Annotated in this window: 18 protein-coding genes; 11 read left to right on the top strand and 7 right to left on the bottom strand. The window is 63.4% G+C overall.

What is annotated here, in order from left to right:
• Positions 1-39 precede the first annotated feature (39 nt).
• On the top strand, positions 40-615 hold the full coding sequence (locus J5J83_RS22345) for a HupE/UreJ family protein (RefSeq protein ID WP_212352487.1): 576 nt from the start codon (positions 40-42) through the stop codon (positions 613-615).
• A gap of 9 nt (positions 616-624) precedes the next feature.
• Here the strand turns inward: J5J83_RS22345 and J5J83_RS22340 are convergent, their stop codons facing one another.
• On the bottom strand, positions 625-1,488 hold the full coding sequence (locus J5J83_RS22340) for a DNA ligase (protein ID WP_212352485.1): 864 nt from the start codon (positions 1,486-1,488) through the stop codon (positions 625-627).
• 181 nt (positions 1,489-1,669) lie between these two features.
• On the opposite strand from J5J83_RS22340, the gene miaA reads away from it, so the two are divergent.
• Both miaA and J5J83_RS22330 read left to right on the top strand, forming a co-directional pair.
• Positions 1,670-2,626, top strand: coding sequence for a tRNA (adenosine(37)-N6)-dimethylallyltransferase MiaA (gene miaA / locus J5J83_RS22335; RefSeq protein WP_212352482.1), 957 nt, complete (start codon positions 1,670-1,672; stop codon positions 2,624-2,626).
• A gap of 23 nt (positions 2,627-2,649) precedes the next feature.
• Complete coding sequence (locus J5J83_RS22330) at positions 2,650-3,195, top strand: DUF1415 domain-containing protein (RefSeq protein WP_212352480.1); 546 nt, start codon at positions 2,650-2,652, stop codon at positions 3,193-3,195.
• On the opposite strand, the gene J5J83_RS22325 is transcribed toward J5J83_RS22330, so the two are convergent.
• From J5J83_RS22325 to J5J83_RS22310, 4 genes are read right to left on the bottom strand one after another with little or no spacing between them, the layout of a single operon-like run.
• Positions 3,180-3,686: an RDD family protein gene (locus J5J83_RS22325; RefSeq protein WP_212352478.1), complete on the bottom strand. Its 507-nt coding sequence runs from the start codon at positions 3,684-3,686 to the stop codon at positions 3,180-3,182. The two genes, J5J83_RS22330 and J5J83_RS22325, sit on opposite strands and share 16 nt — an antisense overlap.
• On the bottom strand, positions 3,683-4,144 hold the full coding sequence (locus J5J83_RS22320) for a DUF3106 domain-containing protein (RefSeq protein WP_212352476.1): 462 nt from the start codon (positions 4,142-4,144) through the stop codon (positions 3,683-3,685). The genes J5J83_RS22325 and J5J83_RS22320 overlap by 4 nt, the downstream gene beginning before the upstream one ends.
• Entirely contained in the window at positions 4,117-4,521 is a 405-nt protein-coding gene (locus J5J83_RS22315) for a DUF3619 family protein (RefSeq protein WP_349251937.1), read from the bottom strand. Before J5J83_RS22315 ends, J5J83_RS22320 begins: the two co-directional genes overlap by 28 nt.
• A complete protein-coding gene (locus J5J83_RS22310) occupies positions 4,518-5,114 on the bottom strand; it encodes an RNA polymerase sigma factor (RefSeq protein ID WP_349251936.1) in 597 nt (198 codons plus the stop codon). Before J5J83_RS22310 ends, J5J83_RS22315 begins: the two co-directional genes overlap by 4 nt.
• Positions 5,115-5,207: 93 nt before the next feature.
• On the opposite strand from J5J83_RS22310, the gene J5J83_RS22305 reads away from it, so the two are divergent.
• The 3 genes from J5J83_RS22305 to ilvC all read left to right on the top strand — a co-directional run bounded on the left by J5J83_RS22305 (position 5,208) and on the right by ilvC (position 8,555).
• On the top strand, positions 5,208-6,911 hold the full coding sequence (locus J5J83_RS22305; protein ID WP_212352474.1) for an acetolactate synthase 3 catalytic subunit: 1,704 nt from the start codon (positions 5,208-5,210) through the stop codon (positions 6,909-6,911).
• A gap of 48 nt (positions 6,912-6,959) precedes the next feature.
• Positions 6,960-7,451 carry an acetolactate synthase small subunit gene (gene ilvN, locus J5J83_RS22300; protein ID WP_212352472.1) on the top strand — a complete coding sequence of 164 codons (492 nt, stop codon included), beginning with the start codon at positions 6,960-6,962 and terminating at the stop codon, positions 7,449-7,451.
• 87 nt (positions 7,452-7,538) lie between these two features.
• Complete coding sequence (ilvC, locus tag J5J83_RS22295; protein ID WP_212352464.1) at positions 7,539-8,555, top strand: ketol-acid reductoisomerase; 1,017 nt, start codon at positions 7,539-7,541, stop codon at positions 8,553-8,555.
• Positions 8,556-8,732: 177 nt separating this feature from the next.
• On the opposite strand, the gene J5J83_RS22290 is transcribed toward ilvC, so the two are convergent.
• The gene (locus J5J83_RS22290; protein ID WP_212352462.1) at positions 8,733-10,310 is read right to left on the bottom strand and encodes a diguanylate cyclase; all 1,578 of its coding nucleotides are present in this window, start codon (positions 10,308-10,310) and stop codon (positions 8,733-8,735) included.
• A gap of 128 nt (positions 10,311-10,438) precedes the next feature.
• On the opposite strand from J5J83_RS22290, the gene J5J83_RS22285 reads away from it, so the two are divergent.
• From J5J83_RS22285 to J5J83_RS22265, 5 genes are all read left to right on the top strand, one after another.
• On the top strand, positions 10,439-11,941 hold the full coding sequence (locus J5J83_RS22285; RefSeq protein WP_249115821.1) for an ABC transporter substrate-binding protein: 1,503 nt from the start codon (positions 10,439-10,441) through the stop codon (positions 11,939-11,941).
• A gap of 182 nt (positions 11,942-12,123) precedes the next feature.
• A complete protein-coding gene (locus tag J5J83_RS22280; protein ID WP_212352460.1) occupies positions 12,124-12,384 on the top strand; it encodes a PepSY domain-containing protein in 261 nt (86 codons plus the stop codon).
• 68 nt (positions 12,385-12,452) lie between these two features.
• Entirely contained in the window at positions 12,453-13,007 is a 555-nt protein-coding gene (locus tag J5J83_RS22275) for a cytochrome b/b6 domain-containing protein (protein WP_212352458.1), read from the top strand.
• A gap of 28 nt (positions 13,008-13,035) precedes the next feature.
• Positions 13,036-13,689 (top strand): response regulator transcription factor, encoded by a 654-nt coding sequence (locus tag J5J83_RS22270; protein ID WP_212352456.1) that lies wholly within the window; start codon positions 13,036-13,038, stop codon positions 13,687-13,689.
• Positions 13,686-14,990 (top strand): sensor histidine kinase, encoded by a 1,305-nt coding sequence (locus J5J83_RS22265; RefSeq protein ID WP_212352453.1) that lies wholly within the window; start codon positions 13,686-13,688, stop codon positions 14,988-14,990. The genes J5J83_RS22270 and J5J83_RS22265 overlap by 4 nt, the downstream gene beginning before the upstream one ends.
• Here the strand turns inward: J5J83_RS22265 and J5J83_RS22260 are convergent.
• A complete protein-coding gene (locus J5J83_RS22260) occupies positions 14,960-15,883 on the bottom strand; it encodes a cation diffusion facilitator family transporter (RefSeq protein WP_249115820.1) in 924 nt (307 codons plus the stop codon). The two genes, J5J83_RS22265 and J5J83_RS22260, sit on opposite strands and share 31 nt — an antisense overlap.
• Between the last annotated feature and the right edge of the window lie 110 nt (positions 15,884-15,993).

The raw sequence follows: 15,993 nt of genomic DNA, 5'->3' as shown, positions 1-15,993 counted from the left end.
CGCATGGGTCCGTCCCGAATCTGCCCACTGGAGACATCGATGTCCGCTTACCGATTCCTTGCCGCTCTCGCCCTGTTTGTCTTTGCCGGTGCTGCCAGCGCCCATACGGGCCACGGAACGACCGGCTTCAGCGCCGGTTTCGCACATCCCTTCAGTGGCATCGACCATCTGCTTGCGATGCTGGCAGTCGGTGTGTACGCCGCCCAGCAACAGGGCGCCGTCCGCTGGGCGCTCCCGGCGGGCTTCGTCGCAGCAATGCTCGGCGGTGCCGCCCTGGGTGCAGCAGGCATGCAGCTCCCGCTGGTCGAGACCGGCATCTCGGTGTCGGTGCTGGTGCTCGGCTTGTTGATTGCATTCGTCGTACGGCTGCCGCTTGCAGCAGCCTTGCCACTTGTAGCTGCATTCGCCGTATTCCATGGCTTCGCCCACCATGCCGAGAAGGGCAGCGCGTCGATGCTCGTCTTTGCCGCCGGCTTTGCCGCCGCCACTGCAAGCTTGCACGGTGCAGGCTATGTGCTGGCCAAGTGGGTGCCCGAAACCCGCTTCGCCATGATGTGCAAACGGGTGGTCGGCACACTGATCGCGGCCAGCGGGCTGGTATTGCTGGGCAGCTGATCGCCGGCGTCAGGGCAGCTCGCGCACGCGCAGAAACACAGGGAAGCGCGGCAATCCGTTTCCCGTCAACTCGCGGTAGCGGTAGGTCACCAGTACCCCCGGTGCGGGCGGTTGCCTGCGCTGGGCATCGGAGAAGCCGCTCCCCAGCCGAAACCGGCGCCCGTCCGGCCTCTCTACCAGCAACGACCCGAGCATACCCGCGAACTTGCCCTTGCCCGGCAGATGGGCGACGACGCGGGCCTCGTCGTCCAGCCAGGGCACATACTTGAGGAGTGCGTCGCTGCGCCCGACCATATGACGCGCATCGGCCCGATGCAGCATCAGGCCCTCGCCGCCACCGGCCACGACGGTATTGAACAGCGACGCCAGAGCCGGGCGGTCGGGCACGCGTTGTTGCTCGATGTTACGCACCCACGGCAACCCCGCTTGCTCGACGAGCGCCTGCATCGCGACGATGCGCTCGGTGAAGCTTCCCTCATGGCGGGGCAGGTCGAAAACCATGAATCGCAGTTTTCGCCACTGCGCATCATCCGGAGTCTGCTCGCGCACGATGCCGACCAGTTCTTCAAAGCGGCCCCGACCGATCCACAACTCTCCATCAAGCGCCACCGGCGGCAGCCCTTCGACGAACCAGGCGGGCGCAGAGATCGGCTTGCCACTACGAAACAGGAGCCGGCGGCCGTCCCAGTGAGCACGCACGCCGTCGAGCTTCTCACTCACCCAGTAAGCGGCGGGATCGACCTTTCCGTCATAGCGCCCTGCCAGCATCAGCGGAAGTACCTGGGACCACGCCGACGTCGCAACGGACAGGGCGATCACGCACGACAGGAAGCATCGGCGTACCGCGTGCAGGCTGACAAGCCGGATCTTCATGGCAGTCTCACTTCGGGGAAATCCGGATTATGCCACATGCATTATCACCCATCCTCCGCCAGACGCGGGAGACACACCCTGCGACGTCGCGAACGAGCCAGCAGCGCCGGGCGCCCGCCTCACGGTTCCGCAATCGCGCTGGCGCGGGGATAATGCAGGACTTTTCGCACCACGACTCCCGATGACCCGCGCCTCCCTGCCACCCGCCCTGCTCCTGCTCGGCCCGACCGCCAGTGGCAAGACCGCCAGCGCGCTTGCATTGGCGCAACGCCTGCCGGTCGAGATCATCAGCGTGGATTCGGCGCTCGTGTACCGTGACATGGACATCGGCACGGCCAAGCCCAGCGCCGAGGAACGGGCATGCTGCCCGCACCACCTGATCGATATCGTGTCGCCGCAGGAAAACTACTCTGCGGCAGAATTTAGAGCGGATGCGCTGCGTCTGATGACCGAGATCACGGGCCGCGGGCGCATCCCGCTACTGGTCGGCGGCACCATGTTGTACTTCAAGGCATTGCGCGACGGACTGTCGGAACTGCCCGGCGCCGATGCAGCCATCCGGCGCGAGATCGATGCTCAGGCGTCGGCGCAGGGCTGGCCCGCAGTGCATGCAAGCCTCGCCCGACTCGACCCCGAGGCGGCGGCGAGACTGAACCCTGGCGACGCGCAGCGCATTCAGCGCGCGCTCGAAATCGTGCGCGTGACCGGTCGCCCGCTGGCGGAGAGCTACGCCCGCCGGGAGATGACACCACCGCCATTCAATTTATTGTCGATCGCCCTCGCGCCGTCGGACCGCGGGGTACTGCACCAGCGCATCGCCGATCGCTTCGAGCAGATGATCCTCGCGGGGCTGATCGACGAGGTCGCGCGCCTTCGCGCACACTACGCACTCGACACCTCGATGCCGTCGATGCGCTGCGTCGGCTACCGACAGGCATGGGCTTACCTCGACGGTGAAGACGATCTCGACACGCTGCGTTTCAAGGGTATCGCCGCAACCCGACAGCTGGCCAAGCGCCAGCTGACCTGGCAGCGACAGTTCCGCGACGACTGGCCGCAACTGATCGAACTGGACTGTCTGCGGACGGACCTGGCCAACGCGGTATGCGCTGCGGCACTCACCCTCCTCGAATCCTGAACCCCACCCGGAACCCGAACACCATGGATGAACAAATCATTGCCGATGTGCAGCAGTGGCTCGACGACGTCGTCATCGGTCTCAACCTGTGCCCATTCGCGTCGAAACCGCGCGCCGAAGGCAGGGTTCGCATCTGCGTCAGCCACGCTACCACCGATGAGGCCCTGCTCGACGACATGCAGGCGGAACTGGAGCGCCTGTCGGACACGCCGGTCGCCGAACTGGAAACGACGGTCCTCGCCATTCCCGACATGCTCGAGGACTTCGAGGACTACAACCAGTTTCTCGATCTCGTGGACCTGTGGCTGCAGCAGTTCGGGTGGGACGGCGACCTGCAGGTCGCGAGCTTTCACCCGAACTACCAGTTTGCCGATACCGAACCGGACGACGCCGGCAACCTGACCAATCGCTCGCCGTGGCCGCTTCTGCACCTGATCCGCGAGGACAGCCTGGAGCAGGCGCTGGCGCATTACCCCGACCCCGAGGGCATTCCCGAACGCAACGTGCTGCGCATGGAAACGCTGACCGAGGACGAGCGCAAGCGCCTGTTTCCCTATCTTTTCGGCTGAACCGGCAACAGCACCACGCAACTCCCGGCCAGGCGATCGTGCAGGAACTGCCGGTCGCGATCGAATACCGCCCATAACAGACCGACGCCGCCCAGCAGCACCGATGGCCACGCCAGTGCGTAGCGCAGCCAGCTGCGCCCGCCGCCCAGCGGCAGGCCGGTGACCGCGTCGACAATCTGCAGACGCCAAGTCTGCATCGCCAGCGTCTGCCCGCGGCGGTGCCAGTACCAGACGAAATAGCAGCCCAGCACGACGAAGATGTGGGCCCATGCCAAGCCACCGGGTGGTGCAATACCGAAGAACATGCCGAGCAGGAGATACGGCACCATGAATGTCAGCGCCAGCACGCCGAGCAGCAGCATCGATTCGTACAGCATGCTTGCCAGGCGGCGGCGCAATCCGGCCAGCTCGACCTGGGTGGGCGCCAGCGGGCGCGACTGCCCGCCAGCCGGAACGACGGTTGCCGGATTCGTATTGCGTTGTTGATTCATCGAATTATGTTTGCCTGTCCTTGAAGCGCATCGCCGGGCCGGCGCGGCGCGGACGTCGCGTCCTGCGGGCGACGTCCTTCAGGGGGCAGATTCTGATAGCGTTCCCACTCCTCGTGCAAATTGTTGCGGCGCTCGGCCGGCAGCGCCTGCATCGCCCGATAGCGGTCGCGCGCACGCCTGCGCGCATCGGGATCCAATCGCGCCCAATCGCGCATGCGGGCCTGGATGCGCGATTGCTCGTCAGCCGACAGGTGCTCATAGCGGTTGGAGATACCAATCCATTTCAGCCTGCTGACAGCGGACATGCCGTCCCAGTCTTCGGCCAGCGGCGCCAGCGCCTGCTGCTGATGCGGCGCCAGTTCGCTCCAGCCCGGTGCAAGCACCGGGGTGATGCGCGCATCGGCCGCGGCCGACAACAACAGGCAACAGATCAGGATGAGGAGTCTTGTCGCAGCCATGCGGAAAAGTCCGAATCGAGATAGGCATCGATGGGTAACTCATCTGCGAGCATGGCGGCGTCGATCTCTTCGATCTCGGCCAACATCGCCGATGTGGACCAGTAATCGCCCACCCCCACCAGCACCACGACCGCAGCCAGCGCCACGGTCTGACGCAGGATCGGCTGAATGGACAAGGCTCGCCGACCACAGGCCAGCACGCGCAGCAGCACGCTTCGCCCGGGCCGGTGGGCCGCCAGCGCCAGTCGCCGCGCCTGGCGCAGACGCGCGGCGACGGCGTCGTCCACTTCATGGACACCTGCGGACAAGTAGGCGGCGACGTGGCGCCCGAACGCCTCGTCGATGTCATTTTCCGGGGAACGATGCAGATCGCTCACAGCACGACTCCCTTCGCTCTTAGTGCCGCGGCCAGCGTCTGCGTGGCCCGCGAACAGTGTGTCTTGACGCTACCCTCCGAGCACCCCATGGCTTCCGCGGTCTCGGCAATATTCATCTCCTCCCAATAACGCATCAGGAATGCTTCGCGTTGACGGGCAGGCAGGCGTTCGATCTCGCGTTCGATCAATGCCAGCACATGGCGCTGCTCGAAACGCCCATGCGGTGTCTCGGATTCCGCCTCCTGCCGCTCGTCGGCAATCGTCTCGAGCGGATCGTCCGCGTCGTCGTCACTGCCCTTGAGCACCGACAGCGGCGACACCCAGAAGCGCCGCACCTTGAGGCGGCGATGGGCATCGAGGATGACGTTCTGCAAGATGCGCTGGAACAGCATCGGATATTCATCCGCCGGCCGCTCGGCATAGCGCACCGACAGTTTGAGCATGGCGTCCTGCACGGCATCGAGGGCCGCCTCATCATCACGCAAGGACCAGACAGCCTGCTTGAACGCACGTTTTTCGACGCTTTCGAGAAATGCCGAGAGTTCAATCCGGGAGGCCAGCGGAAGATCCTTGAGAAAAAACGCTCGTCGCACAAACACTTGCTCGACATCCGCAGCCTTGACCAATACACCTGTGTGCAGGTACTGTTCTCCGTTTCTTCAAACGAATGACAGGGCGGTTTTGCGATGGTGCTGACTGGAGCGGAAATTGTAATCAGGTGCCTGCAGGAAGAAAAGGTCGAATACGTATTCGGCTATCCGGGCGGGGCCGTGCTGTACATCTACGATGCGCTGTTCCAGCAGGAAGACGTTCGCCACGTCCTCGTGCGCCATGAGCAGGCTGCGGTGCACGCTGCAGACGGCTTTGCCCGCAGTACGCAGAAGGTCGGCGTTGCGCTGGTGACGTCGGGCCCGGGTGCGACCAATGCCGTCACCGGCATCGCCACTGCGTTCTGTGATTCGATTCCGATGGTGATCATTTCCGGCCAGGTGCCGACCGGCGCCATCGGCCAGGACGCCTTCCAGGAAGTCGACACCGTCGGCATCACCCGCCCCTGCGTGAAACACAATTTCCTGGTGCGCGACGTGCGTGACATCGCCACCACGATGAAGAAGGCCTTCTATCTCGCACAGAGCGGCCGTCCCGGTCCGGTGCTGGTCGATATCCCCAAGGACATCACGATCGCAAAGTGCGAGTTCGAGTATCCGAAGGAAATCTCGATGCGCTCCTACAACCCGGTGGTCAAGGGTCATCAGGGGCAGATCAAGAAGGCCGTGCAACTGCTGCTCGAAGCCAAGCGCCCGATGATCTATGCCGGCGGCGGCGTCGTGCTGTCGGACGCGTCCGAGCAACTGACCAAACTCACCCGTCTGCTGGGCTACCCGATCACCACCACCCTGATGGGTCTGGGCGGCTACCCGGCAAGCGATCGCCAGTACCTCGGCATGCCGGGCATGCACGGCACCTATGAAGCCAACATGTCGATGCATTATTCCGACGTACTGCTGGCCGTTGGCGCGCGATTCGACGACCGCGTGGTAGGCGATCCCGCCAACTTTGCAGAAGAACCGCGAAAGATCATTCACGTCGACATCGACCCGTCGTCGATCTCGAAGCGCGTCCGTGTCGATGTGCCCATCGTCGGCGACGTCAAGGACGTGCTTGACGAGATGATCCGCCAGCTCGAGGCCGGCCCCGCCCGCCCCGACATCAGCGCGTGGTGGAAGCAGGTCGAGGAATGGCGCAGCCGCGACTGCATGGGGTACAAGAACTCGGACGAGATCATCAAGCCACAGTTCGTGGTGCAGACGCTGTGGGAAGTCACCGGCGGCGACGCCTTCGTCAGCTCCGATGTCGGCCAGCACCAGATGTGGGCCGCGCAGTACTACCGCTTCGACAAGCCGCGGCGCTGGCTCAATTCCGGCGGTCTGGGCACGATGGGCGTGGGTATGCCCTATGCGATGGGCGCCCAGCTCGCGCACCCCGGAGCGCAGGTCGCCTGCATCACCGGCGAGGCCTCGATCCAGATGAACATTCAGGAGCTGTCGACCTGCAAGCAGTTCCGCCTGCCGATCAAGATCTGCAATCTGAACAACCGCTATCTCGGCATGGTGCGACAGTGGCAGCAGCTGTTCCACGGCCAGCGCTACTCCGAGTCCTACATGGACTCGCTGCCCGACTTCGCCAAACTGGCCGAGTCCTACGGCCATGTGGGCATTCGCATCGACAAGCCGTGCGATGTCGAAGGCGCCTTGCGCGAGGCCTTCACCACGCACAAGAACGATCTCGTGTTCCTCGACTTCCAGGTCGATCAGACAGAAAACGTGTATCCGATGGTCAAGGGCGGCAAGGGTCTCACCGAGATGATCCTGTCGGCCGAAGATCTGTGATCAGCGCCTTTGTCCAGTCAATCCTCTGAATCCAGGACCGAAATCAATATGCGTCACGTCATCTCACTGTTGATCGAAAATGAATCGGGCGCGCTGTCGCGCGTCTCCGGCCTCTTCTCGGCGCGCGGCTACAACATCGAGTCGCTGACCGTGGCCCCCACGGAAGACGCATCGATGTCGCGCATGACGATCGTCACCATCGGCTCGGACGAGATCATCGAGCAAATCACCAAGCAGCTCAACAAGCTGGTCGAGGTGGTCAAGGTGGTCGATATCTCCGAAGCCGCACACATCGAACGCGAACTCATGCTGGTCAAGGTTCGCGCCACCGGCAAGGACCGCGAAGAAATGAAGCGCACCGCGGACATCTTCCGGGCGCGCATCATCGACGTCACCGACGCCTCCTACGTGGTCGAGCTGACCGGCAACCAGGCCAAGCTCGACGCCTTCACCAGCGCCATCGACCCGGCCCTGATTCTCGAAACCGTGCGCTCCGGCGTATGCGGCATCGGTCGCGGCGATCGCGTATTGAAGCTCTGACCCTCCCTGCTGTTTTGCACCTGGCCGACCTGCCTATATCATGTCGGCCGCCGGCAATCTCTGCCCTTGATACCTGAAAGGAAAACCATGAAAGTTTATTACGACAAGGACGCTGACCTCTCCCTCATCAAGGGCAAGAAGGTCACCATCGTCGGCTACGGCTCGCAGGGCCACGCCCACGCCCAGAACCTGAACGACTCCGGCGTCAAAGTCACCGTGGCCGTGCGCAAGGGCGGTCCGTCGTGGGACAAGGCCAAGGCCGCCGGTCTCAAGGTCGAGGAAATCGACAAGGCCGTGAAGGCCGCCGACATCGTCATGATCCTGCTGCCGGACGAGAATATCCCGCAGGTGTACAAGGAAAACGTCGAGCCCAACATCAAGAAGGGTGCCACGCTGGCCTTCGCCCACGGCTTCAACGTGCACTACAATCAGGTCGTGCCGCGTGAGGACCTGGACGTGATCATGGTCGCCCCCAAGGGCCCCGGTCACACCGTCCGTTCAGAATACCTGCGTGGCGGTGGCGTGCCGTCGCTCATCGCCGTCTATCAGGACAAGTCGGGCAAGGCCAAGGACATCGCCCTGTCCTACGCCGCTGCCAATGGCGGCACCAAGGGTGGCGTGATCGAAACCGACTTCAAGGAAGAGACCGAGACCGACCTCTTCGGCGAGCAGGCCGTGCTGTGCGGCGGTGCGGTCGAGCTGGTCAAGATGGGTTTTGAAACCCTGACCGAAGCCGGCTACGCCCCCGAGATGGCCTATTTCGAGTGTCTGCATGAGCTCAAGCTGATCGTCGACCTGATGTACGAGGGCGGCATTGCCAACATGAACTACTCCATCTCCAACAACGCGGAGTATGGCGAGTACGTGACCGGCCCCGAAGTCATCAACGAACAGTCGCGCGCCGCGATGCGCAACGCCCTGAAGCGCATCCAGACCGGCGAATACGCCAAGATGTTCATCCAGGAAGGCAAGACCAACTACCCGAGCATGACCGCGCGTCGCCGCCTCAATGCCGAACACGCGATCGAGAAGGTCGGCGGTCAGCTGCGTGACATGATGCCGTGGATCAAGGCCAAGGCACTGGTCGACAAGTCGAAGAACTAAGCCTTCGCTTCAAGGCCCGTCGAGCCGGGGGACGCAGCATGCGTCCCCCGGTTTTTTTGTGCGTTATCGTGCGCCAGGAAGAAGCAGAGGTCGACGGGCCGGACTAAAGTTCCGTCCTCCGGCCCGACGTTCAGCGCCGAGGCGAGTATGATCCGGAGCCAGAACGCCCCCGCGGACTCATGACACCACGCTGTCGATGAGGTCTTCGTACAGCACGACACAGTCGCGCCCTTGTCGCTTGGCCTCATACAACGCCACGTCGGCACGTTCGAACAAATCCCGGAGCAGCCGCCAGTCCCCCGGCGCACCAGGCCTTTCGTGCTCATCCGCCTCGAGCGCGAAGTCCTCGCACCTTACACACGCTACCCCCACGCTGATCGTCACCCACGGCACGCCTGCAGACGCCGCATGCGGAATCCGCAGGTCGCGCACCGCATCGCACATGGTTTGCGCCATCACCCGCGCGGCCTTCGCATCGGACAGCGGCAGCAACACGGCGAACTCTTCGCCGCCATATCGCCCGACCAGCTCACCCGCGCGCCTGACATGAGCCTGAAATGCCATCGCCACATTCTTCAGGCACTGGTCACCGGCAGGGTGACCATAGTGATCGTTAAAACACTTGAAATGATCGACATCGATCATCAGCACGGACATCGGCGTCTGGCCACGCACCGCAAGCGCAAGCTGGAAGCGCGCCGATTCGTCGATCGCGCGGCGGTTGGCCACACCGGTCAGCGGGTCGACCCGCAACTCGGCCTCCAGCCCACCGAGGCTACGCTGCAAGGCCTGAGTAAGCACCCGCTCGCGCTGCCAGGCCCGGCGAAGCACAAGCCCTATCACTCCCGCAAAAAACAGCAGGAGGAGACTCACCGGCAAGGTCAGAGCAAGTAGTTCGCGCCGGCGTACGTCGGCAAAAACCTCTGCGACCTCGACCGCGGATACCAACACCCAGTCAGTACCGAAAATCGGGCTGGCGACAGCCATCACTGCTCGCTCGAATTCGTCCCGGGCGTAGAAGACACCGCGCATGCCCTCGAGGGCCTGCACGGCGGCCGTATTCCCGGCGCCAAGCCGATAGGCGTAACGCAGGACATCGGAGCCCGCACCGCGCGGAGCATTCAGGTAGCGTGCAAGCTCGCCGTCGCGCCATACGATACTGGAACGCGCCGTCTGGCTAGGAGTGGGCCAAGGCTCCACCAACGGGATCAGGCCGACGCGCAGATCCTGCACCAGCCACACCGCGCCGATCAATCGATCTTCATCGAACATCGGAGCAAACACGCCGATGGAAGGGAAAGCGAACACCTGCCGGGCCACTGGCTGGGACATCACTGGCAGGGCCGAAACCAGAGCCTCGCGCAGGAATCCGGCGTAGTCCTCCGGAACCCGGTCGACGCCTCTGCCGCTTGCTTCGCCAAGCGCACTCAGATGCACTTTTCCGTCGACATCGACAAAATAAACCGCGGTGTAATGCCGCAACTCCTTGAGCGAACGGAGGCGCTCACTGACCCGCATACGCGCGGTCTCGTCCGCGGCATTCCGCCATCGTGCCAACGCGCCGCCCAGCAAGCCGTCCTCGACCAGCATGCCTGCATCACGCAAGGCATCCTGCCGCCACGCATTCAGTGCACGCAACTGCAACTGGTTGATAGACTGCAGCTCTCGTTCAGCCTGGTGGCGATGGCGAAATTCACGTTCGACGTAGACGCCCTTGAGCCAGTAGATCAGGCCCAGCAACAGAATCGCGATCAATGCTGCGGCCGCGAATGCGGCATTGCGACGAGAGTGGCCGGAATCAGACGCTGAACGGACTACTGTGGACACATTCGATCCGGACGAATCTAGAACAACGGGGTCAGAGACTCTGCAAAGGAAGCTACATGAGCAAGACGGATTGGCGCAGCACGGCCCGTATGATCGCACACTACCTCCTGATTGCACACCTGATTGCCGGCGTCTGGCTCCCGGCTTACGCCAATACCATGGACCAGGTCGTATTCGGGATCACCCTCGAGCCTAACAGTCTCGACCCCACTGCAGCGCCCGCGGCGGCAATAGGCGAGGTGGTCCATTACAACGTACTCGAAGGTCTGGTCAAGATTGAGGAGAACGGCGATACCACGCCCCTGCTGGCCGACTCGTGGCAAATCTCCGCCGACGGACACCGCTACACTTTCCACCTACGCAGTGGCGTGCGCTTTCATGATGGACAGGCCTTTGACGCCTCGGCGGTGAAGTACTCATTCACACGAGCTCAGGCGCCCGACTCCGGTAACAAGTCACGCACCAAACTCTTCGACAACATCGAGCGCATCGACACCCCCGATCCTTACACGGTGGTGCTCGAACTGCGTCATCGTGACCCGCATCTGCTCTACCGGCTCGGTGAAAGCCCCGCGGTCATCTTGCACCCAGCCAGCGCAGAACAAGCGAGCATGAACCCCATCGGCACCGGGCCATTCCGTTTCGAACGTTGGGACAAGGGACACGCGATCACCCTGGTGAAGTGGCCGGAATACCGCAACGCCGGGTCGGTTCAGCTGCAACGGGCCGTATTCCGTTTCGTAAACTCCTTCGTAGACAGCACTGAACTGCCGGCGGAGATTGACGTCTTCTTCAACTTCGCAACCAAGTCGGTACTTCGAAACCGCCTGAACGAGCGTTACCAAGTGCTGATCGGCAGTTCGAGCAGCAAGACCCTGCTTGCCCTCAACAACCGCCACCCACCGCTCGACGATTTGCGCGTGCGCCGGGCAATCAGCCATGCCATCGACCGCGCCGCGGTGATCCAGCAGGTGCTCGAAGGGCGCGGCGATCCGATCGGTAGCCACTACTCGCCCACCGAAGGCGGTTACCTGCACCTGGCCGACCGCTACCCCCACGATCCGGCGCGCGCCCGGGCGCTGCTTGCCGAAGTCGGCATCAAGGGCAGGCTGCGTCTGAAGCTGAGCCTGCCACCGACGCCTTATGCCCGTGATGGAGGTAAGATCGTCGCGCAACAACTCGCGGAGGCCGGCATCGACACCGAAATCGAGCTGGTCAACTGGCCCGATTGGCTGAATGGCGCCTTCAAGGGCAAATTCGAGATGACCTTGATCAACCATGTCGAACCGCTGGACTACGACATCTACTCCGATCGCTCCTATTACTTCGGCTACGACAGTGCGGAATTCCGCGCGCTTGTCGATGCCCATCGCAACGCTGAAAGCCCGCGCCAGCGCAACCGCCTGCTCGCGGACATCCAGCGCAAGCTGGCAGACGATGCGGTGAACGCCTGGCTCTACGCGCCACAGATCTCCACCCTTACACGCAAGGGGCTGGAAGGCTTGTGGGTGAATTACCCGATCTACGTCCATGATCTCGCTGCGCTGCGCTGGCGCTGAGGAAGGGCCGGCGCACAGGCTCCGCCCCTTTCGACGAAGGACCCGGCCTGCCTTTTCCATGCCGCGGGCGGCAAACATTTGATACATCTAGATCGGATTGCTTAAGCCAGGCTTCATTCCCGACCGTTGTAATGCATCCCGTCGCCCCACCCGGGACACTTCAACTGATAGAGGAATCCAGCATGAAAAAGCTTTTCGCCGCCGCCTTCACCACACTTGCCGCTTCCGCCGCGATGGCTGGCCCCACCTGCAATGCCCCCGAAAGCCAATGGATGAAGGAGGCCGACTTCAAGGCACAGGTCGAAGCTCAGGGCTACCAGATCAAGACCTTCAAGGTCAGCAAGGGCAAGTGCTACGAGATCTACGGCTTCGACAAGGCAGGCAAGAAGGTCGAGATCTACTTCGACCCGATCACCGGCGCAGCGCTCGAGACCAAGTCCTGATCCAGTCAATCCACCGCGGGGCGCGCCCGTAAGGGCACGCCCCGGCCACCATGGAGGGTTCGGCCATCATGTCCACGCCTGACTCAAATGGCGCAGTGCGCGTCTGGGATCGCTTCGTGCGGGTCTTCCACTGGAGTCTCGTGCTGTGCGTTTTCAGCAACTATTTCATCATCGACGACGGTGAGACGCTCCACCAGTGGATCGGCTACCTGGCGAGCGGGCTGGTCGTGGCGCGGATTGTATGGGGCTTTGTCGGCTCCCGGCATGCGCGCTTTAGCGACTTCTTTCCCACCCCTGCGCGCCTGCGTCAGCATCTGCGCAGCCTGCTCTCCGGCCAACCGGACTATCATCCCGGTCACAATCCGGCCGGCGCGCTGATGATGCTGATGTTGATCGCACTCGTGCTTGCACTGGGCATTACCGGCTTCATGCAGACGCTGGACGCCTTCTGGGGCGAAGAGTGGTTGCAGGAACTGCATGAGGCATTCGGCTCGATCCTGATCGGCCTGGCTGTGCTGCACGCCGCCGCCGCGATTATCATGAGCCGCATCGAAGGCATCAACCTGATCGGCGCCATGATCTCCGGCGTCAAGACCCGACATCGCAAAACCGCCAGATACTGACGGACACATTGGCCGGAAACCGAACACCATGCGCCTGCTGCTGCTCGAGGACGATACGACACTGGGGGAAGCACTACGGGACTTCCTGAGCAGCGAGGGGCATGTGGTCGACTGGTTCGGCTCGCTCGCCGAAGCAAAAACGCTGGAACAGGAGGCCTTCGACCTCCTGCTGGTCGACTGGAACCTGCCCGACGGCGCCGGCACGGACTGGATTACCAGTATGCGCAGGCGCGGCAACACCACCCCGGCGATCATCCTGACCGCCCGCGACCGCCTCGGCGACCGCATCCGCGGGCTCGACAGCGGTGCCGACGACTATATGGTGAAACCCTTCGCGCCGGAGGAACTCGCCGCCCGGGTGCGGGCAATGGGCCGACGTCTTAGCGGCGTGTCCAGTCACCTGCGCAGATTTGGAAACGTCGATATCGACCTCACGGCCCGCGCCATTCAGGTGGACGGCAAACCCGTCCAGGTCACGGCACGGGAATGGGCGCTGATTGAAGCACTTGTGCTGCGCAGCGGGCGAATCGTCTCCAAGAGCGATCTCGAAGCGCTCGTCAGCGGTTTCGAAGGCGAGAACATGAGCAACGCACTGGAAGTGCATGTCAGCCATCTGCGGCGCAAGCTGGGCAAGGACCTGATCGAGACCGTGCGTGGCATGGGTTACCGCATCCCGGCATGAAGCGCCCGCCATCGATTCGCAGCCGCCTGTCCACCAGCGTGGTCCTCATCGCACTGGTCTGGAGCATCGCTGTCACTGCCGCGGTCTGGACCGTCGTTCGTCACGAAATCGCCGAGCTGCAGGACAGTACGCTGGAGGAGTCGGCGCAGATCATCTTCGGCCTGTTGTCGCATCAACTGTCGCACCCTGCCCGGGAGGACGGACAGGCGTCAACGATGCCGGCACCGCCGCATGTCGAGCACCTGATCTGGCAGGTGGTGGATGTCCGCGGCAGGACGATCCTGCGCTCTCACGACGCACCCGAACGCCCGCTGCTCGAGCGTCGGACACCCGGCTTCGCCGATGCGGGCGACGCATGGCGGGTGGTGACCATGGAAATGCCCGGCGCCGATGCCCTGGTCCTGCATGTGGCGCAGGACGCCGAAGAACGTCGCGAAGTCGGCTTCGAGGCAGCGAAGTACACTGCGCAGTTCGCGCTCGGCATCGGTTTGGCATGCGTGCTGTGGCTGCGCTGGCGACTCAAGCGCGAACTGCTGCCAGTGGCGCAGCTGTCAGATGCGGTGCGCCGGTTCGATCCGCTCGACCCGGGCACTGCGCTGCCCCCGGTCACGCGTGCCGAACTCGAGCCGATGCATCACGCCATCACCGAACTCAGTGCCCGGCTGCTTCAACGCATCGCCAACGAGCGGGCCTTCTCGGCCCATGCCGCCCACGCCCTGCGAACCCCGCTCGCGGGACTCGATGCGCAGCTGGCCGTCGCCTTGCGTGAAAGCCCCGCCGACCTCAGGCCGCGCCTGCTGCGCACGCGCGCCGCTGCCAATCGTCTACAACGCGTCGTTACCGCGCTGCTGGCCCTCTTTCGCAGCGGTGCCGAGCCCGACATCCATGCGTTTCTCATGCGCGACCTCGTCGCCCACCTGACCTTCGACGGCCTGAGCACGACCGTCGGCGGCATCGACTGCATTCGCGCCGATGCCGATCTCATCGCCGCTGCGCTGATGAATCTCCTCGACAATTCCGCGCGCCATCACGCCAGCAGCGCACACATCGCCGTGCGCGAGGAAAACGGCATTGTGATCCGGGTCAGCGACAACGGCAGCGGCATCCCCCGCCCAAAGCGGGAGATGCTGCAACAGGCCATCGCTGCCCAGGCGTATTCAGAGCGCACCGGCCTCGGTCTGATGCTTGCGGACCTGGTCGCACGCGCCCATGGCGGCTCGTTGACGATCTGCGACGAGCCGACTGGATGCACGATTGAACTGCGACTGCCTCACGGCAGCGCCGCCACGCCTCCAGTGTGATCAACAGCCGCTGCAGGGTCCAACCTGCGCGGCTCGGGATGCGTAAAGACATGGGCACCGGGCACGGCCTGGCGGATGGCCTGCTCGATCTCGTCGAGCGTGTCGTGCGTGCGCACGATGTTCCAGTCGCGCGGCACCAGCACATCCACATACACGAAACTCTCGGCCCCGGCGCGACGGGTGCGCAAATCGGCATACTCGACCCCCCTGTCGGCAAAACGCCGCAGCACGGTCTCGATGGTCTCGAGCACCTCGCCCGGCAAGGCCGCATCCATCAGACCATGCGCAGAACTGCGAATCAGCCCCCAGCCCTCGCTCAGAATATGCAGGCCGACCAGAATCGCGACCACGGCATCGAGCCACAACCACCCGGTCAGACTCGCCAGCGTCAGCCCGACGACCACACCGGCCGAGGTCCACACATCCGTCATCAGATGCTTGGAGCTGCCCTCGAGCGCGATCGAGCGCAAGCGCACCGCGGCGCGGCCCAAGGACACTGCCACGCCGAGGTTGATCAGGCTGCTGCCGACGGAGAATGCGAGGCCGACCCCCACCGACTCGAGCGGCATCGGCGCGAACAGGCGCGCCACCGCCGACCAGATGATTGCGCCTGCAGCACCGAAGATCAGCACGCCCTCGAAGCCGGCGGAGAAATACTCGGCCTTGCCGTGCCCGAGCGGATGATCGTCATCCGGCGGACATTTTGCGATGGTGATCATCCACAGTGCAAAACTCGCCCCCGCCAGATTGACGAAGGACTCCATCGCATCCGACAGCAGGCCGATGGAGCCGGTGGTCCACCACGCAAGCGTCTTGAGCACGATGGTGAGGACGGCGGCGGCAGTGGACAGCCAGAAATAGTGACGTGCTTCCATGTTGTCTGACAGATGCATCGAATAAATCCGCAATCGCATGAGGGAAATCGGCTTTCTAACATGTCGAATGTGAATTGGTGGTGAACAGTAAATACAAATGCAGCCCCCGAGCGCAGGTGTCATGCCTG

It is taken from the genome of Azoarcus sp. L1K30 (assembly GCF_018122735.1).
Lineage (GTDB): Bacteria > Pseudomonadota > Gammaproteobacteria > Burkholderiales > Rhodocyclaceae > Parazoarcus.
This window is presented reverse-complemented; position numbering and strand designations above follow the sequence as displayed.

Bases quoted from the DNA above. Each gene is read 5' to 3' on its own strand.
- J5J83_RS22345 (WP_212352487.1), top strand. From the start codon at position 40: ATGTCCGCTTACCGATTCCTTGCCGCTCTCGCCCTGTTTGTCTTTGCC.
- J5J83_RS22340 (WP_212352485.1), bottom strand. From the start codon at position 1,488: ATGAAGATCCGGCTTGTCAGCCTGCACGCGGTACGCCGATGCTTCCTG.
- miaA (WP_212352482.1), top strand. From the start codon at position 1,670: ATGACCCGCGCCTCCCTGCCACCCGCCCTGCTCCTGCTCGGCCCGACC.
- J5J83_RS22330 (WP_212352480.1), top strand. From the start codon at position 2,650: ATGGATGAACAAATCATTGCCGATGTGCAGCAGTGGCTCGACGACGTC.
- J5J83_RS22325 (WP_212352478.1), bottom strand. From the start codon at position 3,686: ATGAATCAACAACGCAATACGAATCCGGCAACCGTCGTTCCGGCTGGC.
- J5J83_RS22320 (WP_212352476.1), bottom strand. From the start codon at position 4,144: ATGGCTGCGACAAGACTCCTCATCCTGATCTGTTGCCTGTTGTTGTCG.
- J5J83_RS22305 (WP_212352474.1), top strand. From the start codon at position 5,208: ATGGTGCTGACTGGAGCGGAAATTGTAATCAGGTGCCTGCAGGAAGAA.
- ilvN (WP_212352472.1), top strand. From the start codon at position 6,960: ATGCGTCACGTCATCTCACTGTTGATCGAAAATGAATCGGGCGCGCTG.
- ilvC (WP_212352464.1), top strand. From the start codon at position 7,539: ATGAAAGTTTATTACGACAAGGACGCTGACCTCTCCCTCATCAAGGGC.
- J5J83_RS22285 (WP_249115821.1), top strand. From the start codon at position 10,439: ATGAGCAAGACGGATTGGCGCAGCACGGCCCGTATGATCGCACACTAC.
- J5J83_RS22280 (WP_212352460.1), top strand. From the start codon at position 12,124: ATGAAAAAGCTTTTCGCCGCCGCCTTCACCACACTTGCCGCTTCCGCC.
- J5J83_RS22275 (WP_212352458.1), top strand. From the start codon at position 12,453: ATGTCCACGCCTGACTCAAATGGCGCAGTGCGCGTCTGGGATCGCTTC.
- J5J83_RS22270 (WP_212352456.1), top strand. From the start codon at position 13,036: ATGCGCCTGCTGCTGCTCGAGGACGATACGACACTGGGGGAAGCACTA.
- J5J83_RS22265 (WP_212352453.1), top strand. From the start codon at position 13,686: ATGAAGCGCCCGCCATCGATTCGCAGCCGCCTGTCCACCAGCGTGGTC.
- J5J83_RS22260 (WP_249115820.1), bottom strand. From the start codon at position 15,883: ATGCATCTGTCAGACAACATGGAAGCACGTCACTATTTCTGGCTGTCC.